The organism is Corallococcus interemptor (genome assembly GCF_003668875.1).
Lineage (GTDB): Bacteria > Myxococcota > Myxococcia > Myxococcales > Myxococcaceae > Corallococcus > Corallococcus interemptor.
The window spans coordinates 1-22,733 of sequence record NZ_RAWM01000145.1 but is presented as its reverse complement, the minus strand read 5'-3'; the positions used below and the strand labels follow the sequence as shown (position 1 = coordinate 22,733).

Annotated in this window: 16 protein-coding genes and 1 pseudogene; 7 read left to right on the top strand and 10 right to left on the bottom strand. The window is 70.2% G+C overall.

Features of this window, described 5'->3' with window-relative positions:
* The 4 genes from D7X96_RS33450 to D7X96_RS33435 form a co-directional block, all read right to left on the bottom strand.
* Positions 1-718 (bottom strand): hypothetical protein (locus D7X96_RS33450; RefSeq protein WP_208647418.1); only part of this gene is annotated, 718 nt, incomplete at its 3' end.
* A 10-nt stretch (positions 719-728) separates the two neighbouring features.
* Entirely contained in the window at positions 729-1,886 is a 1,158-nt protein-coding gene (locus D7X96_RS33445; protein WP_120546470.1) for an amidohydrolase family protein, read from the bottom strand.
* Entirely contained in the window at positions 1,886-3,838 is a 1,953-nt protein-coding gene (locus D7X96_RS33440; RefSeq protein ID WP_147468455.1) for a B12-binding domain-containing radical SAM protein, read from the bottom strand. The genes D7X96_RS33445 and D7X96_RS33440 overlap by 1 nt, the downstream gene beginning before the upstream one ends.
* Before the next feature lie 3 nt (positions 3,839-3,841).
* Positions 3,842-6,037, bottom strand: a complete 2,196-nt coding sequence (locus D7X96_RS33435) for a TOMM precursor leader peptide-binding protein (protein WP_121771574.1) — start codon at positions 6,035-6,037, stop codon at positions 3,842-3,844.
* 79 nt (positions 6,038-6,116) lie between these two features.
* On the opposite strand from D7X96_RS33435, the gene D7X96_RS33430 reads away from it, so the two are divergent.
* Positions 6,117-7,790, top strand: coding sequence for a S53 family peptidase (locus D7X96_RS33430; protein WP_158616129.1), 1,674 nt, complete (start codon positions 6,117-6,119; stop codon positions 7,788-7,790).
* Between the two features lie 2 nt (positions 7,791-7,792).
* Here D7X96_RS33430 and D7X96_RS33425 read toward each other — a convergent pair whose 3' ends face one another.
* Complete coding sequence (locus D7X96_RS33425) at positions 7,793-10,315, bottom strand: response regulator (RefSeq protein WP_147468454.1); 2,523 nt, start codon at positions 10,313-10,315, stop codon at positions 7,793-7,795.
* Positions 10,312-11,064, bottom strand: a complete 753-nt coding sequence (locus tag D7X96_RS33420; RefSeq protein WP_120546466.1) for a sensor histidine kinase — start codon at positions 11,062-11,064, stop codon at positions 10,312-10,314. The genes D7X96_RS33425 and D7X96_RS33420 overlap by 4 nt, the downstream gene beginning before the upstream one ends.
* A gap of 251 nt (positions 11,065-11,315) precedes the next feature.
* On the opposite strand from D7X96_RS33420, the gene D7X96_RS33415 reads away from it, so the two are divergent.
* From D7X96_RS33415 to D7X96_RS33405, 3 genes are read left to right on the top strand one after another with little or no spacing between them, the layout of a single operon-like run.
* Positions 11,316-11,747: a response regulator gene (locus tag D7X96_RS33415; RefSeq protein WP_120546465.1), complete on the top strand. Its 432-nt coding sequence runs from the start codon at positions 11,316-11,318 to the stop codon at positions 11,745-11,747.
* Between the two features lies 1 nt (position 11,748).
* Positions 11,749-14,163 carry a PAS domain-containing sensor histidine kinase gene (locus tag D7X96_RS33410; RefSeq protein ID WP_121771572.1) on the top strand — a complete coding sequence of 805 codons (2,415 nt, stop codon included), beginning with the start codon at positions 11,749-11,751 and terminating at the stop codon, positions 14,161-14,163.
* Between the two features lie 7 nt (positions 14,164-14,170).
* Positions 14,171-16,834, top strand: coding sequence for a GAF domain-containing protein (locus D7X96_RS33405; protein ID WP_121771571.1), 2,664 nt, complete (start codon positions 14,171-14,173; stop codon positions 16,832-16,834).
* A gap of 39 nt (positions 16,835-16,873) precedes the next feature.
* Here the strand turns inward: D7X96_RS33405 and D7X96_RS33400 are convergent, their stop codons facing one another.
* Positions 16,874-18,463, bottom strand: a complete 1,590-nt coding sequence (locus D7X96_RS33400; RefSeq protein ID WP_120546462.1) for an MBL fold metallo-hydrolase — start codon at positions 18,461-18,463, stop codon at positions 16,874-16,876.
* 204 nt (positions 18,464-18,667) lie between these two features.
* Entirely contained in the window at positions 18,668-19,078 is a 411-nt protein-coding gene (locus D7X96_RS40140) for a hypothetical protein (RefSeq protein ID WP_158616128.1), read from the bottom strand.
* A 572-nt stretch (positions 19,079-19,650) separates the two neighbouring features.
* Between D7X96_RS40140 and D7X96_RS33390 the strand changes: the two genes are divergently transcribed.
* On the top strand, positions 19,651-20,220 hold the full coding sequence (locus D7X96_RS33390) for a DUF4879 domain-containing protein (protein ID WP_158626661.1): 570 nt from the start codon (positions 19,651-19,653) through the stop codon (positions 20,218-20,220).
* Between the two features lie 95 nt (positions 20,221-20,315).
* On the opposite strand, the gene D7X96_RS39720 is transcribed toward D7X96_RS33390, so the two are convergent.
* Positions 20,316-20,588, bottom strand: coding sequence for a hypothetical protein (locus D7X96_RS39720; RefSeq protein WP_120546460.1), 273 nt, complete (start codon positions 20,586-20,588; stop codon positions 20,316-20,318).
* 40 nt (positions 20,589-20,628) lie between these two features.
* Between D7X96_RS39720 and D7X96_RS42010 the strand changes: the two are divergent.
* Positions 20,629-21,246, top strand: a pseudogene (locus D7X96_RS42010) (ADP-ribosylglycohydrolase family protein); the annotation flags it as partial.
* Positions 21,247-21,390: 144 nt separating this feature from the next.
* Here D7X96_RS42010 and D7X96_RS33380 read toward each other — a convergent pair.
* The gene (locus tag D7X96_RS33380; protein ID WP_120546459.1) at positions 21,391-22,023 is read right to left on the bottom strand and encodes a glutathione S-transferase family protein; all 633 of its coding nucleotides are present in this window, start codon (positions 22,021-22,023) and stop codon (positions 21,391-21,393) included.
* A 199-nt stretch (positions 22,024-22,222) separates the two neighbouring features.
* Between D7X96_RS33380 and D7X96_RS33375 the strand changes: the two genes are divergently transcribed.
* A partial coding sequence (locus D7X96_RS33375; RefSeq protein ID WP_147468453.1) for a hypothetical protein occupies positions 22,223-22,733 on the top strand: 511 nt, incomplete at its 3' end.

Sequence of the window (22,733 nt, the reverse complement as noted above, 5' to 3'; positions counted from 1 at the left end):
GAGACAGGGGCAGTTCTCCCCGGAAGCGGTAGGTGGCGCCCGCGCGCGTCTGGTGGCCCCAGCCTCGTGAGCGCAGGTGGAAGAGCAGGTCGTGCGGCTCCCACTGCTTGAGCGCCGTCTGTGTCTCCTCCGAGGCCGGCACGTCCAGGCCGTTGGGCACCAGGATGCCCGTCTCCGCCAGCAGGCGCACCAGCTCGCGCAGCGTGAAGGACTCGATGCCGGTGTTGAACTGGTTGAGCCGCGCCAGCAGCGTGGGGCGGGCCATGTCGAAGAGCAGCGACACCACGCGCCGGTCATGCAGCGCCGCCGTGGCGTGCACCGTGGGGCAGTCCAGCACCGCGCGGCCCTCCGCCATGCGCGTGTGCGCGAAGCGCGACAGCTGCAGCGGCTGGGACGCGTCGAACGTCGCGCGGTGGCGCAGGAAGGACGCGGACGCGGGCGTGAGCGTGAGCAGCAGGTTGCCCCGCTCCTCCACCGTCCACGACAGCAGGCCGCCGTCCCCGGCCAGGTCCAACCAGTACCAGGCCAGCGTCGTGTCCGAGCCCGCGGCGGCCGGCACCTCCGTCTCGTGGATGCCTCCGTCCGCGAGCGACTCAAAGACAGCGCGCACACCGGGAGCCAGCGGGCCCAACCGCAGCGAGCGGCCAGGGCCCTCCACACGCGCGTCCTCCGCGTCGGGGCAACGCAGCGCCACACCTTCGGCGAGCGACAATCTCATTCGTGCGGCCTCACGGTTCCACACCGTAGAACCGAGTCGGGTTTTCCCAGAGAACCTTTCGTAGACGACTTTCGGTCATCACGTCACGCAAGGACAGCATCGCACCCAGCACATCCTCGCCGTGGTCCAGATGCGGGAAGTCGCTTCCAAAGACGAGGCGGTCCTCCGGGAGGTGTCGCACCACGTCAGACAGGTAGGGCTCATCCGGCTCCATCGAAACGAAGCAGTGCTGGCGCAGGTAGGAGGAAGGGAGCTGTCGGATGGTGGCGGAGACCTCTGCACCTACAGCGCGATATTCCTCGTCCAGGCGCCACGCCCAGTACGGCAACCAGCCGCAGCCGGCCTCCATGGCGCCAATGCGCAGGGCCGGGTGCCGCTCCAGCACGCCCCCCTGGAGGAGCGCCAGCAGCCCCATCATCAGCTCCATGGGGTGGGCGCAGACGTGGTTGGCGAACCGGGTGTCGAAGCGGTCCGCGCCCGCGGACGGCACGTAGACGTGGCCGCTGCCGTGGAGCACCACCGCGAGTGAGAGCTTCTCGCACTCGGTCCAGAAGGGCTCGTAGGCGGGGTCCGACAGGAGGCGGCCGTTGATGGGGTTGGGGCGCACCATCACGGCGCGCCAGCCGAAGCCCGCGACGCGGCGGACCTCCGGCACCATGGCCTCCGGTTCGTGCCGGCTGATGAGCCCCACGCCCCGCAGGCGCTCCGGCTGGTGCGCGCAGAAGCCGTGCAGCCACGTGTTGTAGACGGACGCGTACGCCGTCGCGACGCGGGGCTTCAGCGGGGAGAAGCCCTCCAGGAGCAGCGCGTACGTGGGGAAGAGCGCCGCCATGTCCACGCCGTCGCGGTCCATCTGGGCCAGGTACACGTCCGGCCGCTGCAGCAGCTCGTTGCGCCCCAGCTGCGTGTAGGAGCGCGCGGAGAACTCCACCCAGGCCCGCTCCGGCATGTGGTTCCACAGCGGCTTGCCGTCCACCTCCGGCAGGGGCAGCACGGGCAGCAGCCCCTGGGGGCCCAGGCGCTCCAGCCGCGCCTCCAGCGGTTCGTCCGGGAGGCGTCCCGGGCGGGGCGCGTGCTTGCGCAGGCCGGGCTCCAGCTGCTCCGCCCAGAGGCTCAGCGGCTCCAGGACATGCCGGTCCGCGTCGAAGATGCGAAGGCCGTCACGCATCAGGGTCCCCAACTCGCCAGTTCGTCGCGCACGTCCTTGAGCAGCGCCTCCAGCAGGCCGGTGCGGCGGGCCTGCGTGCGCAGGGCCTGCTCTTCCTCGACCTCCAGGGTGCCCGGCTGGCCACCTCGCGCCGCCACCGCGCGGTCGCACAGCTCGCGCAGGAATTCGTGGTGCTGCGGCTGGAACGCCTGGAAGCCTTCGCCCCACCGCGCGACGAAGTCCACCAGCACGTCGCGTGAGGCCTCCGGCACGTCGCGGCGGTCGGGCAGATCGCGGCTCAGGCGCACGAAGAGGTCCGGGAACACGTCGCGCATCGCGGTGGCGAAGCCCGGCGGCACGTAGACGGGCTGCGTGTCCGGGACGAGGTCGCCCTGGCGCTCGGTGGCCAGCACCGCGTCGAAGTCCGTGAAGAGGCGCTCGTGGCGGCGGCGCTCGTTCTGGTTGCGCGCGAGGAAGAACACCGCGCGCGGCAGCATCGCCGGGGCGGTGCGGCGCACCTCCGCGAGCGTGTCTCCCAGAGCCTGCCGCTCCGGGGGCGTCAGCGCCCAGGCGGTGGTGGCCTCACGCAGGAAGCGGTCGGTGACGGCCTCCGGCCAGTGGGGCTCGCGCACCTGGGGCGGGCGCTGGATGCCGGCGATGAAGCCCCGGATGCGCTCGCAGGCGGCGTCCCAGGTGGACAGCCGCTCCACCAGGTCGCGGAAGCCTTCGAGCAGCTGGGGCCGCGTCATGCCCAGCGGCATCACGTTGAGCACGATGGCGCCCCGGTCCTTCGCGTGTGTCTTCCGGGGCGTGGCGAGCCGTCCTTCCGCGCGCAGCCGCGTCCACAGCTTCGTGCCGCGCGGAGCTTGCAGCGGCGCCACCACCACCCAGGGCAGGTGCGTGCGCTGGATGTTCGCGTGCAGCGAGTCGAACACCGCGGGCGTGTCCTGGTCGAACCCGACGATGAAGCTGCCCCGGGGCCCGATGCCGTGCGCCTGGATGCGCAGCAGGTCACCCACGAGGTCCGCGCGCACGTTCTGGTGCTTCTGCGCTTCCTTGAGCGCGCCCGCGTCGAAGGACTCGATGCCCAGGACGACGGTGTAGAAGTTCGCGTCCGCCATGCCTTCCAACAGCGCGGCGTCGCGGCTCAGGTTCATCGTCACCTGGGTGAAGAAGCGCAGCGGGCGGGGCAGGGCGCGGTTCAGCGGCACCAGCCCCGCGAGCACCTCCTTCGCGTACGCCGCGTCGCCGATGAACTCGTCGTCCGCGAAGAAGACGCCCTCCGCGCCGAGCGCCGCGTGCGTGCGCACCTCCTCCAGCACGCGCTCCACCGGCTTGTGCCGCTGCTTGCGGCCGTACAGGTAGATGACGTCGCAGAACGAGCAGTCGAACGGACAGCCGCGCGTGGTCTGCACGGAGCCCCACGCGTAGCGCGGGAAGTCCTTCGCGACGGCATCCCAGCGGGGCAGGGGGCTTTCGCCCAGCGACGGCTTCTCCAGCTGCCGGTACTCCGGCGCGTACTCACCGCCGAGCCAGTCCTGGAGGAAGCGCGGCCAGGTGCGCTCCGCCTCGTTGACGAAGAGCGCGTCGAAGAAGCCGCGGTAGTCCTCCGGCGCGGCGGAGACGGCGGGGCCGCCCGCGACCACGGTGGCGCCCCGGTCCCGGAAGAGCCCTCCCAGGAAGCGCGCCTGGTAGGTGAGGGCGGAGTACATCACCGACACGCCGACGATGTCGTAGTCCCCCAGCTCCGTGTCCGCGCGCAGCTGGCCGTGCAGCTCCTCGTCCCAGATGTCCACCTGGAAGTCCGCCGGCGTGAGCGCCGCGAGCGTCGCGCAGGCCAGCGGCGTCATCGTCGCGCGCTTCACCAGGCCGCGCTCGGCGTCGAAGTCCTCCGTCTCGCGGTCCACGTGGCGCCGGTCAGGGCCGCACTGGACCAGGAGGATGCGGGGCCGCTCTTCGGGGGACGGGGCCATCACTCAGAAGTAGAAGGGCACGGGGTTGAGCTGCGCTTCGGTCTTCGGGGCCTTCAGCCACCCCATGCGCACGGGGACGTCATACAGCCGGCCCGGGCCCAGCCGGGGCCAGAAGTGCCGCAGCCCCGGGACGATGACCTTCACCGCGGATACGCCCACGTCGGGCCGTGATTGCTCCAGCACCAGCGTCTCCAGTCCCACTTTCGCGGCCCGGGCCACGCACTCGCGCACGTCGTCCCGCAGATCGTCGTGCCACACGCGCGGGAAGTCGGCGCGGACGCGCGCGGGGACTCCGTCGTCGGGGAAGAGCCAGGAGACGTCGTCATGCGCGCGGGCATCCCAGGGCGACGGGGCCGTGTCCTTCGGGTCGTAGCACTGGGCCAGCTCCGTGAGCGCGCGCTGCACGGCGAGCTTCGGATCGAAGTGGCTGCCGCACCCGGCCCAGGCGCGTCCGCGCTCCGGCGACCACGCGAGGGCCGCGAACACCGGGATGCCCAGGTCGTGCGTGAGGTCCAACACCGACAGCTGGAGGCCGAGGGCTTGATAGTGCGCCTCCGAGGACGTGAACCACGGCTCGTCGAACGAGCGCAGGTCCACGCGCGGCCGGCGCAGGCGGTTGTACCACCAGAGCGCCACCGCATCGCGCTCCACCAGCTCCAGGAAGCCCTGGAGGATGGCCTCCTCCACGCAGTTGCCCGCCGCGTTGCCATTGGAGTTGAAGAAGCAGAACGGCCCGTCTCCCGGCACCGGCGTGGGCGCGAAGAGGTACGCGAACGCCGTGGGCACGTACCGGTGCACCCCGTGCGTGAGCGACCACGCGGGGCTCCAGTCCATGGGTTGATCCGCGTACGGCCGGGGCACCGCGGTGCGCATGTCGCGGCGGCCTTCGCCTTCGGTCCGGGCCTGGAACTGCGCGGCGCTGAAGTGCTGGAGCGCGTCCGGGGAAATGGCCCGCGCGCCCAGCTGGGACGCCGTGGCGTGGACGCGGGGCTCGTCGCCCTGGAACACCGCGCTGTAGCGCTCCAGCGCTTCGCACAGCGCGCCCGCGCGGGCCTGGGCCTCCGTGCGGCCCTTGCCGCTGGCCACGCGGTGGAAGTCGTCGGAGGCCGGCGCGTCCGTCCACGGGCACACGCGGAAGACGGCGGACTGGATGTGGCCCAGCGGCGCGTCGCCGGGCACCGCGCGCAGGTCGCTCACCACGCCTGTCACCGGGCTGATGAGGTGGCGGTGGCGCTCCCAGGTCTGCTCGGGAGTGAGGATGCGATGGCCGCCGTCGTCGGTGAAGCGCTTGGGGCGCGAGGCCAGCTCCAGGGGCTTTGTCGCGCGCGACTCCATCCAGCGCGGGTCACCGCAGTCCGGGCATTGCGGCCGCCGCGCCACCACGTGCGACTCCAGCTTGCAGGTGGCGAAGTCCAGCGTCCAAAGGCGCGTCTTCCCCTCGCTGTCCGCCCGGTCCACCACCCAGCGGGCCACGAGCGTCGCCGCGAGGGACAGTCCCGCCTTCGCGGTGGTGGGCAGGCCCGTGCGCGGCGGGCGGACGGCGCGCGGTGGGGTGCCCCTGCGCGCGAGGTACTTCTCGATGGGGCGGTTGTCCAACAGCCGCGACGTGAGACACGTCCAGCACGCGCGCTCGCCGGTGCCCACCACCGGGCCCGCGTGGCACGCGGTGCCGGACACCTTCAGCGGGAGGAACGGGACGCCCGCGCTCAGTGATTCACGGGCCAGCGCGAGCGCATCCTGCGACAGGTAGTCGTCCACCAGCAGCACGTGGCGGTCGGCGTCCTCGCGCACGTCCAGGCCGGTGTCGCGCAGCGCCTCCGACAGCCCCTCGCCGTCTTCTCCGTCCACGGCGCGCACGGCGACGGACACGTCCAACAGGCGCCCGGCCGCGATGGCCGCGCCCACGCCCAGCGACTCCCAGAAACCCGCGACGCTGGCGTCGAAGACGTCGTGTGCTTCCTCCACGTGTCCGCGCTCCTCCAGGAGCGACAGCGCGTAGAGCACCTCCGGCGCGGAGGCTCGCCCGGCAAGCGCGGCGATGACGTTCGCCACGGTGCGCTCGCCATCCAGCAGGGGCACGATGCTCGCGTGCAGCTCGCCCTCCAGCAGGAACTGGGCGCGCTCTCCAACGAGGAACACGCGCCGCGCGTCGAGCACCTCGGCGCGCAGGTGGGGCTTGATGCGGAGGACTCGGTCCATGGGCAGGCGGGCGAGCCTAACCGGGCCTCGCGCCCGTGGATACGACCGGGCCCGGACTCCGCGTGATAGAAAGCCGCGCATGGCCCGCATTCCCCTGACGCAGAGCGCGCGTGTCTCCCCGGCGTCCATCCACCCTCCGCTCCGGAGCCGCGCCGCCACCGGCACCGTGGAGGTGACCCTGCTCCTGCGCCACGGCATGCCGCTGCCCACGGTGGCGGAGCTGTGCGCCCATCCCCCGCGCCGCCCGCTCACCCACGATGAGTTCGAGGCGAAGTACGGCACGAACCCCAAGCACCTGGCCATCGTGCGGCGCTTCGCGAAGGCGAACGGCCTCACCCTCACCTGTGAGCGGAGCGACCGCGCCTACGTCGTCCTGAAGGGGACGACGGCGGCGATGCGCAAGGCCTTCGGCGTGGACCTGCGCCGCTTCACGCACGGGCGCACGTCCTATCTCACCCACACGAAGCCGGTGACCCTGCCGCGCGCGCTGGAGGGCGTGGCGGAGTGGGTGCTCGGTCTGGACACGCGGCCGCTCGTCACGCACAACGCGGCGGCCCTGCCCATCTCGCGCGACATGGCCCGGCAGGCGGGGCTTCGCTCCTACACGGCGCCCCAGGTGGCCAGCCTCTACCGCTACCCGCGCAACCAGGGCGAGGGCCAGTGCGTGGGCATCATCGAACTGGCGGGCGGCTACAAGCAGGCGGACCTGGATGCGTACCTGGAGTCCGTGGGCGTGGAGCGCACCGCGCCGGTGGTGAACGTGGGGCCGAACAAGCCGAGGCGGCTCAACACCGCCTCCGACGCGGAGGTCACCATGGACGTGGAGCTGGTGGCCTCCGTGTGTCCTGCCGCGCGCGTCGTCGTCTACAACGCGGGCTCCAAGGACTACTCGCTGCGCGACTACCACCACGTCCTGGCGGAGGCCATCAGCGACCGGGAGAACCTGCCGTCGGTGCTGACCACCAGCTGGTCGTTCTACGAAGGGTCGCTCATCCAGCAGGGCGAGGAGCTGGCCTTCGAGCGGCTCTTCATCGAAGCGGCGCTGCTGGGCATCACCGTGTGCGCCGCGTCTGGAGACCTGGGCTCGCAGGTTCCGGTGAATGCCCACTCACCCACGGGCGCCATCACCCTGGCCGCGACGAGCTATCCCGCCGCGAGCGCGCTGGTGCTGGGCTGCGGCGGCACGACGTTGGAGGCGGTGGGGGAGGAACTCCACCATGAGCGCGTGTGGAACCGCCTGAGCGAGGCGATGTCCATGGGCCCCAGCGCCACGGCCGCGGGCGCGAGCAGCGGCGGCGTCAGCACCATGAACGCGCTGCCCTTGTACCAGCAGGGCTTCGGCGTGCCGGACCTGGTGAAGTCGTCGTGGAAGAACGGCGTGTTCAACGTCGCCCGGAGCACCGGCCGCGGCGTGCCGGACGTCGCGGCGAACGCGGACCTGCACACCGGCTATCAAATCGTCTTCAGGGGACAGCAGGGCGTGGCCGCGGGCACCAGCGCCGCCGCGCCCATGTGGGCCGGGCTGATCGTCCGCCTCAACGAGGCGCTGGGCGGGCGCGTGGGCTTCCTCCACCCCCGGCTGTACGCGCTCGTCACCGAGGGACAGCCCGTCGTCCGGCGCATCACCCAGGGCGGCAACGGCGCCTACTTCGCCAGCGACACGCACCTGTGGAACGCGTGCACGGGCCTGGGCACGCCGGACGGCGAAGCGCTGCTCACCGGCCTGCGCCGGCTCCAGCGCCGCAAGCACTGACGCTAGCGCACGGCCTGGAGCGGCGGATCCACCAGCGGGTGCCGCCCGGTGAGCGAGGCCAGGACGATGATCAGCTCCGCGGGCTCGATGGGCTTGGGCACGTGCATCTGGAAGCCCGCGAGCAGCGCCCGGGTGCGGTCCTCCATCCGCGCGAAGGCGGTGAGCGCGATGGCCGGCGTCTGGCCTCCCTGCTCTGGCGGCAGGGCGCGCAGCTTGCGGATGAAGGAATAGCCGTCCTCTCCCGGCATGCCGATGTCGGAGACGATGACCTGGGGGCGGTGGACGTGGTGCTTCTCCAGCCCTTCACGGGCGCTGGACGCCGTGAAGACCTGCGCCCCGCGGTTCTCCAGCACCACGGCGAGCAGCTCGAGCGCGTCGGGCTCGTCGTCCACCACCAGCACCTGCAGCCCCTTCAGCACTTCCGGCAGCAGCGAGGGGGATTCCAGGCGCGCCTGGGACTGGAGGAGCGGCGCGCTTCCCCGCGACGACACCGCGGCCGCCAGCGGCAGCGTCAACCGGAAGAGGGCGCCCCGTCCCTCGCCCTCGCTCGTGGCATCGATGGTGCCTCCGTGCAGCTCCGTGAGGTGCCGCACGATGGCCAGCCCCAACCCCAGGCCGCCGTGCTTCCGGGTGGAGCTTCCGTCCACCTGCCAGAAGCGCTCGAAGATCTGCCCCAGGTAGGCCCGGGGGATGCCCTGGCCGGTGTCCTGGACCTCGATGCGGACGTGGCCCTCCACCCACCGCAGGCGCACGGTCACCTGGCCGCCCCGGGGCGTGAACTTGATGGCGTTGGAGAGCAGGTTCCAGACCATCTGCTGCAACCGGTCCGCGTCGCCGTGGATGGAGCCCGTGCCCGGGGGCAGCTCGGCGCTGAGCGTGACGCCCTTCGCCTCCGCCGCGTGCCGCACGGAGTCCAGCGCCGCCTCGATGAACGCGGCGGGGTTCACCGGGCGGATCTCCAGCCGCATCTTGCCGGTGATGATCCGCGACACGTCGAGCAGGTCCTCGATGAGCTGCGTCTGCACCTGTGTGTTGCGCTCCACCGCCTCCAGGGCCCGGGCCGTCTTCTCCGGGCCCAGCTGCCCCGTGCGCAGCATCCGCGTCCAGCCCAGCATCGCCATCAGCGGGGTGCGCAGCTCGTGGGAGACCGCGGCCAGGAACTCGTCCTTGGCGCGGTTGGCCTGCTCGGCGACCACGTGCTCGGCCTTGGCCATCTCGAACAGCCGGGCGTTGTCGATGGCGATCTCCGCCCGCCGCGCCAGCTCCTGCACCAGCTCCAGATCCCTCGCGCCGTAGCGGCGGCCCGTCCGGGAGGCGCACACCATCAGCGCGCCGAAGACGCGCCGCTGCGCCCACAAGGGCACGATGATCCACGACCCCGGACGGATCCGCTCGTCGACCCCCGGGCCCAGCGTCTCGTGGAGGACCGCGTCGGTGAGCTCGGGCAGGAGCTCCGGCACGCCCGTGCGCAGCACCCGCTCGACGCCGTGGCGGGCGGTGGCGGACGGAGTGAAGTCGCGGTGCTGGGCGGGCAGGAGCGGCACCCGCGAAGGGTCCGCGTGGGCGGCCATCACCTGGCGCACCGGCCCGTCATCGTCCTGGATGTAGACGGCGCACCAGTCGCCCAGCCGGGGGAGGAGCAGCGCGGACAGCCGCTCCAGCGTGACGGACATCTCCAGCGAGGCGGTGAGCATGGTGCTCGCCTCCGCCAGGAAGCTCAGCGTCTCCGCCGCGCGCTTCTGATCATCGATGTCCGTGCAGGTGCCCAGCCACTGGAGGATGCGGCCGTGCGCGTTGCGCAGCGGCAGTGCCTGGATGAGGTGCCAGCGCCAGGTGCCGTCCACGTGGCGCCGGATGCGGCCCTCGCACTCGAAGGGCTCCCCCGCCTGACGGCTGTCATTCCACCGGACCAGGCAGCCCACCACGTCGTCGGCGTGCATGACGTCCCGGGGGAGCAGGGGCGCCGCGCTCCCGCGCTCCTCCGTCGAGGACACCGGGGGCAGGCCGGTGTAGTCGTACCAGCGCCGGTTGAAGTAGTCCGGGCGCCCGTCCGGGCCCGCGGTCCAGACAATCTGCGGCAGGGCCTCCGCGAGCGCCCGGTGCCGCTGCTCCGCCAGGTGCAGGCGCATGGCCTGGCGCAGGCTCTGCTCCAGCTGCTCCGCGGACAACCGGCTCTTGGCGATGTAGTCGGACGCGCCCGCCTTCATCAGCTCGACGGCCGTCTCTTCGCTGCCCTGGCCGGTGAGGACGATGATGGGGGAGCGCGAGCCCCGGCTGCCCAGCTCGCGCAGCACCCGGAACCCGTCCTCTCCCGGCAGGAAGAAGTCCAGGAGGATGACGTCGAAGGACCCCGCCTTCAGGTGCTCCAGGGCCTCGCTTCCGCTGGTGGCCTCCACCACGTCCACCGCGAGCCCGGTCGTGCCCAGCAGGCGCTGGACCATGAGCCGGTCGACCTCGTCGTCATCGACGAGCAGCAACCGGAGGTGTTCGGCCACGGGGGGAGGGGAAGCAGGGGTGACACTCACGAGATGCGTTCCTCGGACCCGGGCCAGGTGAAGTGGAAGGTGGCGCCCGCGCCTTCGGCGGACTCGACCCAGACCCGGCCGCCGCGTCCCTCCACGAGCTTCTTGACGACGCACAGGCCCATGCCGGCGCCCTCGACCTTGTCGCGCGAGACGAGCGTCTGGAACGGGTTCCAGATCTTCTCGTGGAAGCGCGGAGCAATCCCCGGGCCGTCATCCGCGACACGGAAGTGATGGAAACCCGCGGTGGGCTCCACCTCCACGCGGATCCGCACGTCCTCGCGGCCCGCGTGTTTCAGGGCGTTGGAGAGCAGGTGCTGGAAGACCTGCTGGAGCGCGGCGCGCTCCGTGACGAGCACCGGCATCCCGGGCCCCACCTCCAGCCGCGCCGGAGGCCCGGGGGACAGCCGCTCCAGCGTCTCGTGGATCAACCGGTCTACCGGCACGGGCTCGGACTTGTGGCGCGCGCGGTCCGCGCGGCTGTAGTCCAGCAGGCCATCGAGCATGGCCTCCATCCGCTGCACGCGTCCGCGCAAAAGCTCCAGCTGCCTGCGCGAGCCCTCGGACAGCCGCGGTCCCAGGTCCTCCTCCAGCCACTGGGACAGGTTGGCGATGCCGCGCAGCGGGGCCCGGAGGTCGTGGCTGGCCACGTAGGTGAACTGCTCCAGGTCGGCGCTGTTCTGGCGCAGGGCCCTGCGCAGGCCCTGGACCTCGGCGAGGAGTTCATCCTTTGTCTTCTGGGAGTCATCCATGGGAGGGGGACCGCACGGCACAACGGGTCCTTTGCCATACCGTCCCCGCGAGAGGGCCCTCAATCCATGGGCGCGGAGTGGAGGATAGATGACACTCTCCAGCCGCCCTCCCGAGCAGGCGGGCGAAGGGTGGCGTCGTAAAGCAGACAATCGCCCGAAGGTGCCTGATATCCGCACGGAAGCGAACGCTAGATGCCAGCGCGCTCGGACTCTTCCTGGGTCGCGACGCCGTGCAGGCTCGAAAGGCTCCGATGACCGCCGCCACCTCCGGTGACAGAACGCTGCACATCCTGTTGATTGAAGACGACGAGGTGGACGTGATGAACGTCCGCCGCGCCTTCCAGAAGAACCACATCGCCAACCCGCTCTACGTCGCCACCAACGGCCTGGAAGGCCTGGAGATGCTGCGCAACGGGAAGGTGCCCGAGGGGCGCCGGCTGGTGCTGCTGGACCTCAACCTGCCCAAGATGAACGGCCTTGAGTTCCTGCGCGTCCTGCGCGCGGATCCGGAGCTGCGCACTGTCTCCGTGGTGGTGCTCACCACGTCCGCGGACGAGCGGGACAAGATCGACGCGTACAACCTGAACGTCGCCGGCTACCTGCTCAAGCCCGTCACGTTCATCAACTTCGTGGAGGTCATGGCAACGCTCAACAAGTACTGGACCCTCGTGGAGATGCCCTGAAATGACCGTGCAGTGGAAGCCAGGAACCGACGCGGCGGCCCGGGTCTTCGCGGACGGTGGAGAGCTGGGCGCGCTGTGCCGCGCGAAGGACTGGAGCACGCACCCCATGGGGCCCGTGGAGGGCTGGCCCCAGAGCCTCAAGACCGCGGTGAGCATGGTGCTGGGCTCGCAATTCCCGCTCATCGTCCTGTGGGGGCCGGAGCTCTACCAGTTCTACAACGACGGCTACCGCCTGCTCATGGGCAGCAAGCACCCCGCGGGCCTGGGGCAGGGCAACAAGGAGTGCTGGCCGGAGGTGTGGCACATCAACGAGACCATCTACCCGCGCATCCTCAACGGGGAGACGGTCACGTTCGAGGAGCGGATGTACCCGCTCGCGCCGCACGGGTACCCGGAGGAGTTCTACCTCACGCTCTGCTACAGCCCGGTCCGCGACGAGACGGGCGCCGTGGGCGGCGTCTTCGTCTCCATCTTCGACGTCACCCGCGAGGTCCAGGCGCGCAAGGAGCGTGACCGCGCCCTGGCGGAGGCGCGTGCGGAGCGCGAGCGCCTGTATGAAGTCTTCATGCAGGCCCCGGCCATCATCGCCGTGCTGGAGGGGCCCGAGCACCGCTTCACCGTGTCCAACCCGCTGTACCAGCAGCTGACGGGCAACCGGGAGCTGGTCGGCAAGCCCCTGCGCGAGGCCCTGCCCGAAATCGCGGACCAGGGCTTCCTGCAGCTGCTGGACAACGTGAGGGCCACCGGCCAGCCGTACATCGCGCACGACGCGCTGGTCCGGTTGGATCGCAAGGGCACCGGCGTCGTGGAGGACGTCTACGTCGACTTCGTCTACCAGCCGCTCAAGGACACGAACGGCACCGTGTTCGGCATCATGGCGCACGCGGTGGAGACCACGGAGCAGGTGCTGGCCCGCAGGAGCATCGAGGCGCTCGCCGCCGAGCGCGCCGCCATGCTGGGCCACATCGCGGACGCGGTGATCACGTTCGACCCCGCGGGCCGCGTCAGCTTCATCAATGAAATGGCCCGGACCCTCTACCCGGGACTGCGCATCGGCGAGCCCATTGCCACCCAGGGCTTCCGGCAGGAGCGGGTGGACGGCACGCCGCTCTCCGCCGACGAGCTGCCCGCGGTACGGGCGGGGCGGGGGGAGCGCGTCCTCAACGAGGTGTGGATCATCTGCACGCCGGATGGCCACAAGCAGCGTGTCCAGGGCAGCGCCGTCCCGGTGTACACCGACACCCGCGTCCATCTGGGCGTGGTGCTCACCGTGCGCGACATCACCCAGCAGCACCGCCTGGAGCAGCAGCTGGAGCTGGAGCGCAACCGGCTGACCCAGGTCTTCATGCAGGCGCCCGCCTCCATCATGGTGGCCCGCGGGCCCCAGCACGTCATCCAGGTCGCCAATCCGGGCTACGCGCAGATGACGGGCGACCGCCCCCTGGTGGGGAAGACCATCCCGGACGCCTTCCCGGACCTGGCGGGCCAGGGCCTCTTCGAGCTCTACGACCAGGTGTACGCCACGAAGCAGCCCTTCGTCGGGAACGAGGTGCCCGTGCGGGTCGCGCGCTTCGGCCGGGTGGACGACGCGTACTTCAACTTCGTCTACCAGCCGCTCATCGACGAGGACGGGGGGACCTTCGGCGTCATGACCCATGCGGTGGAGGTCACCGACATGGTGCGCGCCCGCCATCAGGCGGAGGAGCGGACGCGGGAGCTGGTGCGGCTCACCCAGGCGCTGGAGCAGTCCAACCGCGAGCTGGATCAGTTCGCCTACGTGGCCTCCCACGACCTCAAGGCGCCGCTGCGCGGCATCGCCAACCTGGCGGAGTGGCTCAAGGAGGAGCTGGGCACGAACCTCACCGCCGAGGCCCAGGAGTTCATCACGCGGCTGCACGGCCGCGTGCACCGCATGGAAGCCCTCATCGACGGCATCCTCACCTATTCCCGCGCGGGCAAGGTGAGCGAACAGGGCCCCGTGGACACGGGCGTCCTGCTCCGGGAGGTGGTGGAGCTGCTGGCCCCGCCGCCCGAGGTGCAGGTGGCGCTGCCGCCGGGCGCCCCCACGGTGAGCGCCGAGCGCGTGAAGCTGCAGCAGGTGTTCATGAACCTCATTGGCAACGGCCTCAAGTTCACCCGCCTGCACCGGCCGGATCCGCGCATCCAGGTGACGTGGAAGGACGTGGGAGAGCAGTACGAGTTCTCCGTCGCCGACAACGGCCCGGGCATCGCGCCGGAGTTCCACGAGCGCATCTGGGGCATCTTCCAGACGCTGGAGAGCCGCGACAAGGTCGAGGGCACCGGCATCGGGCTGTCCGTGGTGCGGAAGATCGTCGAGACCCGTGGCGGCAAGGCCTGGGTGGACTCCGTGCCGGGCGGGGGCGCGGCCTTCCGCTTCACCTGGCCCAAGGCGTGAGGAATCCATGAAGCATGGCGAACGCTCCGCGCCCATGATGGCCGCTTCCAGCCCCCCCTTCCTCGCCGGGGAGGGGGAGATGGCGGCGCGCATGCGCGAGTTTGACTGGGCCAGCTCCCCGGTCGGTCCGGTGGAGCAGTGGCCCCAGACCCTGCGCACCGCGGTCAGTGTGTGCCTGGCCTCCAGGCACCCCATCGAAATCTGGTGGGGACCCGAATACGCGCGCCTCTACAACGACGCGTACCGCCCCATCCTGGGCGCGACGAAGCACCCGCAGTTCCTGGGGCGCCCCGGCCGGGAGTGCTGGGGGGAGATCTGGGACGTCATCGGGCCCATGCTCGACAGCGTGCGCGACACGGGCAAGGCGACGTGGTCGGAAGACTTCCCGCTGATGCTGATGCGCAACGGCTACCTGGAGGAGACCTACTTCACCTTCTCCTACGCGCCGCTCTGGAGCGAGGACGGGAGCGTCGGCGGCATCTTCTGCGCCTGCGCGGAGACGACCTCGCGCCTCTTGAGCGAGCGCCGGCTGCGGCTCTTGCGCAACCTGGGCGCGCAGACGGCCGCGGCGCCCACCGCCTCCGTCCACGAGGCCAGCGAGCACTCCCTGCGGACGCTCGCCACGGGCCGCGAGGACGTGTCATTCGCGCTGCTGTACCTGCTCGCACCCGACGAGAAGCAAGCCCACCTGGAGGCCGCGCTGGGGCTCGAGGCCGGGGGACCGGTGAGCCCCCAGCGCCTCCTCGTGGAGGACGAGGGCCCGTGGCCCTTCGCGGAGGCCGCCCGCACGCGGCGGCCCGTCCACGTGGCCTGCGCCGGGCACGCCACGCCCTGGCCGGGGGGCGCCTGGCCCGAGCCGTCCCGCGAGGCGGTCGTGCATCCGCTGTTCCGGTCCGGTGAGAGCGCGCTCCAGGGCTTCCTCGTGATGGGCGTCAGCCCGCGCCGCGCGCTGGACGCGGCGTACCAGGACTTCTTCGACCTGGCGGCCGGGCACGTCGCGACGGCGGTCTCCAACGCGCGGGTCCACGAGGAGGCCCGCCTCGCCACCCGCCGCGCGCAGCTGGGCGCGGACGTCGGCGCGGCGCTGACCCGCGCGGAACCGCTGGGTGAGCAGCTGCGGCAATGCTGTGAAGCCATCGTGAAGCACGTGGACGCGGCGTTCGCGCGCATCTGGGTGCTCGACCCGGCGCGAGACGTCCTGGTGCTCCAGGCGAGCGCCGGGATGTACACCCACCTGGACGGCGCGCACAGCCAGGTGCCCGTGGGGGCGCTCAAGATTGGCGCCATCGCCCAGACGCGTCAGCCGCACCTCACCAACGACGTGCTGAACGACGAGCGCGTAGGCGACAAGGCCTGGGCGGCCCGCGAGGGCCTGCGGTCCTTCGCCGGCTACCCGCTCGTCGTGGGCGGGGCGCTGGCGGGCGTGATGGCGCTGTTCTCCCGGAACGTGCTGGATGCGGACACGCTGCGGCTGATGGCCTCCGTCTCCAACTCCATCGCCGTGGGCGTCGAGCGCAAGCGGGTGGAGGACGAGCGGGCCCTGGCGATGGCCCGGGAGCAGGCGGCGCTCGCCGAGGCCGAGCGGCAGCGCTCCCGGCTGGAGTCGCTCTTCATGCAGGCCCCCGCGGGCATCTGCGTCCTGCGCGGGAGCGACCACGTCTACGAGTTCGCCAATCCGCGCTACCTGGAGCTCATCGGGGGCCGCGACGTCGTGGGCAAGCCGCTGAGGGAAGCGCTGCCCGAGCTGAAGGACATCGTCGTGCCGCTGCTGGACCAGGTGTACGGCACGGGCGAGCCGTACTTCGGGGATGCGCTCCAGGTGCCGCTCATGCGCAAGGGCCGGATGGAGGACTGCTTCTTCAACTTCATCTACCAGCCCATCTACGACGCCTCCCGGGGGGTGGAGGGCATCGCCGTCATCGCCTTCGAGGTGAGCGAGCAGGTCCGGGCCCGCCAGCGCGCGGAGCGGCTCACGCAGGAGCTGGCGGTGACCAACCAGGACCTCGATCAGTTCGCCTACGTCGCGTCACACGACTTGAAGGCCCCGCTGCGCGGCATCGCGAGCCTGTCGGAGTGGATCGAGGAATCGCTCGCGGACAAGATGGACGGGGAGACGCGCAACCAGATGCGCCTGCTGCGCGGACGCGTGCACCGGCTGGAGGCGTTGATCAACGGCATCCTCAGCTATTCGCGCGTCAGCCGGATCCGCGAGAAGGTGGAGACGGTGAACGTCGGCACGCTCCTCATGGAGAGCCGGGACCTGCTCTCGCCGCCCCCGGAGGCGAGCATCGTCATCGCCCAGGGGATGCCCACGCTCCAGGCGGAGCGCGCGCCGCTCCAGCAGGTCTTCCTGAACCTGATGAGCAACGCCCTCAAGCATGCGGGGCGGCCGGACGTGCGCATTGAAATCAGCTGCGCGGACGCGGGCGCGTTCCACGACTTCACCGTGAAGGACAACGGGCCCGGCATCGACCCGCGCTACCACGAGCGCGTCTGGGGCATCTTCCAGACGCTGGAGAGCCGCGACAAGGTCGAGGGCACCGGCATCGGGCTCTCGGTGGTGAAGAAGATCGTCGACACCCGGGGCGGGCGCGTGGCCATCGACTCCGAGCCAGGCGCGGGCGCGACGTTCCACATCTTCTGGCCCAAGCAGCCCCGCGTGCTTCCGTAGCCCGCGTTGGCGGGGCACGGAAGCCGCGGGAGGGCCGCGCTACTCCAGGATGCGCTCCAGGGTCAGGAACGGCCGGGCGGCGGGGATGCTCCGGCCCTTGCAGACCTCGATGAACTTGTTCGATTCGATCATCTGGGGCGCGGTCTCGTCGTACTGGAGCACCATGACGTGCCGCAGCCAGGGCTCCTGTCCCATGGCGTAGATGAAGACTTCCTTCGGGTTGAGGTGGTTCAAAATCTCCGTGGCGCGGGCGCTGTCGGAGCCGTTGAGCCGCCGCGACTGGTCCATCTTGCGCGGCAGGGGCTGGGTGAGCAGCGGGCCGTACATCCAGCTCATCGGGCCGCCCTCGCACTCCATGCCCAGGTAGAGCGCGTCCAGCGGGCCCACCAGCTGCGACAGGTGCTGGTACATGCGCGGCTCCAGCGCGTTGGAGTCCGCGGCCATCAGCAGCGAGCGGCCCGCCAGCCGCACCAGGTGCGCCGTCTTCGCCTGCACCGCCAGGTCGCTGTGCTCGCCGATGAAGGGGATGCCCGTCAGCGAACCACCGGGGATGGGAATCTCCTGCAGGTCGTCGATCTCCACGACGTTCTTGAAGCCGGTCTTCTCCAGCACCAGGCGCAGCGACGGGTCCGCCAGCGAGTACGCGTTCGCGCGCGGCACCACGATGGTCCCGATGCGGTGACGCAGCTGCAGCAGCGTCTCCATCATCAGGTGGTCCGCGTGGCCGTGCGTAATGAGCACGTAGTCGATCTTCTCCGGCAGGTCCGCGTGGGTGAAGCGCGTCTGCGTCGTCGGGAACTCGTAGCTGATGACGGGGTCGGTGAGGACGGACACCTCGCGCGTCTCCATCAGCACGCACGCGTGGCCGAAGTAGCGCACGCGCACGCCGGGGCCGGTGTAGGGCTCGGGCTTGCGCGGGGCGGCTTCCGTGAAGAGGTCCGCGAACGCGTCCGCGGCGGAGGAGGGCACGCCCAGCATCTCCGCCACCTGGCCGGGGCTGCCCGGCGTGTGGCGCATGCGGAAGAGCGCGTCGATGCCCTCGTGACGGTAGGGCACCTGCAGCCACAGGGGCGAGTCCCCCTCCAGGCGCGGCGTGCTGAAGACGTACTTGCGCGCGTCACCGGCCACGCGCATCAGCGAGATGCTCTGCGACGATTCCTTGTAGAGGCTGCTGCGGTAGAGCAGCGGCTCCATGATGCGGGCGTTCGCGCGGTGCGCGAGGTCGTAGTGCAGCTCCACGTAGCCCCGGAGCATGTCCGGCACCTTGGCGTAGAGCGGCTCCAGCGACTCACCCTTGGAGCTGGCGAGCAGCTGCTCCAGGTCCGACACGGCCTTGGTGTAGGCCAGCATGTCCGCCTGCTCGCGGGTCGTGCGGTCGAGCAGCGCCTTCACCTCGTTCACGCGGGACACGGGGTGGTTGATGAAGGGGCCGCCCATGAGCGCCGGGTTCTGCAGCGCGGCCACGTGCACGTCCGGGTTCGCCACGAACGACTGCATCAGCTTCAGGTGCAGGCGGGAGACGAACAGCGGCGCGGTGGCGGGGGAGATGAGGTACCACCAGACGTACCACTGGTTGAACAGCGGCTCGATGGCGACATCGGGCTTCAGGTACATCGGGCGGTCGAGCATGGAGTTCTCGCGAAGGTGGATGCGCAGGCCCCGGGCAGGCCCGGGAGCACGCTAAGCCCGCCAATGTCGATGATTCCTGCCCTGACTTCAAGGTGCCGACTTCCGGGCCCGGCCTGGAAGGCGGCCATGGGCACCCCTTGCCCGCGGACGGCTTCGCGGACGGAGCGTCGCAGTCGAGCACGCTCACCATAACCAGATGCTCGGTTACAGCAGCTCGCGCAGCTTCCCCTCCGCGGTGCGGACCAGCTGGCTGGCGCGCTTGTGGAGCCACAGGCCGAAGGGCTGCACGCGCTCGCGCTTCATGGGCCTGGGCGGTTTCTGCATGCTCTCGTCGAAGGGGATGATGGCCCGTTCGCCCGTGGTGGACACCACGCGGGAGTCGAAGGCGAAGGACTTGAAGGTGTGCCAGCCGCCGTGGAAGACGAACAGGGCCTCCAGGTCCGCGTTGCCGGTGGCCTCGACGAGCTTGCCCGGCTTCGCTGTCCTCCAGCGGCCGATGCGCGCTTGGGGAGAGGTGCGCGCCAGACGTGCTCGCCGTCCACGAGGACCTCCCAATACCTGTCCGGGGCCAGGTGGTACTGGCGGCGTGTCACCCGCTTCTTCGTCGCGTTCCACGGCGCGCCGTCCTTGAAGCCCAGCTTGCGGTAGCGCGACAGCAGGGCTTCGACGCGGGAGGTCTCGATGCGGGAGACGAGGTGCGCGCCGTTCAGCGTCCCGCGGCAGACGAGCGACTGCGCGCCACGCACCTCGACATCGACGTGCAGCAGGCTGCCGAGCCGGTACAGGGTGTGCCGCCGCTCGACGGGCCCGAGCCCCTTGAAGACGTTCGGGTCTCCCTTGTCGAGCGTGCCCTCGCTCCAGACGCGCAGGGCACCGCCCTGGTTGTAGAGCCAGACCTCGTCCTTCGTGTCGAGCTGGGGATCCGAGTACCAGATGGGCTCCCCATCGTTGAGCTTCTGCAGCCGCTTCCAGTCAGGCATGGGGCCTTGTCTCACGCGAGCTCAGGATGACCCAGGGCGAAAGCGCGCGAAGACAATCACCCGGGTTTCCCCGCACCCGGCGAAGTCTCAGACGACCGCATTTTTCATGGTTTCAATTCAAGTATTGAGTGTGTGTTGTGTTCTCTCTATGTTGCTCTGGACACGCACTCCGCGTGCTCGAATCCCATCTCAGCCTGGAGAATGACCATGCACGCCAAGATGCTTGCCGTTGCCTTGTCCACCGTCGCGATGACCGCTTCCGCCGCTGACTTCACGCCCGCGGAGCCGGCGCGCCGTTACGTTGAGTCCACGCTCCGCGGGGAGACGCTGGATGTCAGCAGCCAGCGCCTGGGCCGCGTTCCGGAGGCGGGTCGCGTGACGACGCTGGGGCCCGCTCCCGCGCTGAGCTACGTGCAGGTGTACGCGGTCGGCTCCAGCAACGTGGGCTGGGAGTACGTGTCCTCGTCGGCGTTCAGCACGACCTACGACCACGGTGGCGCAGTGCTCCTCGTGGCCGTGCTGGAGTTCGGCTATGGCACCTCGCGCTACGTCACGATGGCCGGCAGCGTGCTGTCGGGCTCCGCCAACTACGCCAACGACAGCATCTGTGACGACGGCTTTGGCAACGCGGTGACGCCGTGCTCGCCGGGCCAGACCATCATCGGCTTCCTGCGCTACTACGACGTGTCCGGGAACCAGAGCGGGTCGTTCTACTACCAGAGCACGTCCATCAACTCGCCGTTCAACACCATGTCGGACTCCATGTCGATCCTCTGAGCTTCCAGCTCGATGCTCGGTGGATGAAGCACAGCGGCCCGCCCTGAACACCCAGGGCGGGCCGCATTGGCGAAACGAAAGGTTTCAACCCGGCGTCAGCAGATGCCGTCGCGGGACGCGCAGTAATTGATGCAAACGGAAGGTCCGGTGGGGCTGCGGCATTCGCTGCCGTCGCAGCAATACATGGTGATCCAGGAGGCCTGCTTCGAGTCCCCGCTGGCCGAGGCGCACTGAGCCTCGCACGTGGCCGCCGTGCCCGCACACGTGGTGCCGTTGGCGCACGACATGTACACCTCTCCGTCGGACGTGCCCCCACAGCCCGCCAGCATCCCTGCCGCCATCAGCCCCGCGATGATTGCCTTGCGCATCGTGTGATGTCTCCTGGATGGGTACCGCGCAGGGCATGGTATGCGGGGATTTCCATTCTTGGGGAAATGGGAACGGAGGCCTGTGCGCCGGGCAGGTGCTTGCCGCCTGTGCAGCCGGGCTCCGTCTCACACGAGGACTCGCCCTGACGACGGTCCGGACTTTCTGCGACGCATCCACGGCCGCAGTGACAAGAGTGGCGCGGCGATGCGTGCCGGGCCGATAGGCGTTTTATTCTCGACCGAGGAGGTCATTCGCCGGTGTTCTGTTCAGGCTGCCATCACCCATGACACGGCGGATGGAATCAATTCGGCGTGCGCCTCCGCGTTGATGGTGCACTACTGCCTGTATCGGATTGGGCCCAAGGCCGAGATGGGGGAGTTCATCCAGTCGTATGTGCCTGGCCAATGGGCCGTTCCGTGGATGGGAAAGGTCGACTCCAAGGGGTGGATGAGCGTTCGTGCCGCCATTGCCGCGCTGGCGGAGTGTGACTCGATGAGCGCGTTGCTCAGGCGGTGCGTTTCATTCAGCGGGGACGTAGATACCGTGGCCGCGATGGCGCTCGCGGCGGGCTCATGTTGTGAGGAGGTCACGCAAGATCTGCCGCAACACCTGGTCGATGGGCTGGAGTATGGACCCTTCGGCCGGGATTACCTCCGGGCCTTGGATGAGTCCAGGTTCCCAAACTCCGCGATGGAGATGCGGCTCGCCGCATCCAAATCCACGGAGAGGACATCTCCGGCGAGCAAGTCCATCAGCCTGAGTAATGTCATTGCGGTCCTCTCCGTGAAGCAGCTTCACTGCTCAGGCCCACTCCGTCAGCCCCTCGCGCTGGTACAGGGTCGCGAACGAAGGCCGCGCCTTCAACTGGGTGGCGACCGCGGCCAGGTGCGGCCACGCCGTGGCGGGCTTCGGCATGTTGCGGGACCAGCGCATCAGCATGACGAGGTAGAAGTCCGCGACGCTGAGCGTCTTCCCCAACAGGAAGGGGCCGTTCGCCGCGAGGTGCGCATCCAGCACCTGCCACGCGCGATCGATGCGGCCCGCGACGGTGGCGCGCACGGCTTCGGCGTGAGCCTCCCCCGCGGGCTCGTGGGGGTACCACCACTGCCGGAACAGCGGCTGCACCATGTTCGCCAGGTGGAACATCCACTGGTAGTAGGCCATGCGCGCCGCGCTTCCCGGCGCGGGAGCCAGGCTCGCCTCCGGATGGCGGTCCGCGAGGTACGTCACCAGGGCCGCGGCCTCGAAGTGCGGCTTGCCGTCAATCAGCAGGGTCGGCACGACGCCGTTCGGGTTGAGCGCCAGGTACTCGGGGCGCTTCTGCTGTCCGGCGCTGGTGTCGACGCGTTCCAGGGAGTGCGGCTGGCCGAACTCGATCAGTACCCAGTGCACCAACATGCTGGCGGCCCCCGGCGAATAGTACAGCGTGTACATGCGGTCTCCGTGCGAACGGGTTAACGAGGTACGGCATCGTCTCAGGAATCGCGGTCCTGGAGAGCGCCGTTCCGCGGGGGTGCGTACGCTCCTTGCCGCCTGTGCAGCCGGGCACTCAGCCTTGTGTAGCGGGCTGCACACCCGATCGGAAGATGGGGGGGCTTCACGGCTGGCCCCGTTGGTGCACTGCTAACGCTCCATGTGCCGGGAACGCGCCGCCCCCCCTTTTGACGGCCTTCGCGCCGCCCAGCCCAGCGAGCACACCCGCTGGCTGGCGGAGCCGGATGAGCCCGCGCTGCGCGAGCTGCTCCACGCGCGCTACGCCGGAAGCTACTCCTACCGCTTCCTCCATGAGCCTGGAGGGGCCTCGCGGCTCTGGAGGGCCGGCGCGCTGCTCAGCCTGGGAGAGTTCGACGCCCGGGGCACGCTCCTCTGGCACACGGGGCTGTGGTGCAAGCCGGGGCGGGACTCCCTGGACTCGGGGCTCTCCCTGGCCCTGTCCAGCCGCCGCACCGCCATGGACCGCTCCGAGCACGAGCGGCTGTGGCGCCACCTCCTGGACTTGCTCCAGGCGCGCGTGGGCTTCCTGCATCAGCAGACGTCCACGCTGCACCTCATGGCGCAGCGCTACGCGTCGCGCTTCATGCGGGCGGTGCCGGTGGGCCTCATCGTCGACTACACCGAGGGGGAGACGCTGGTGGGGGTCTGTC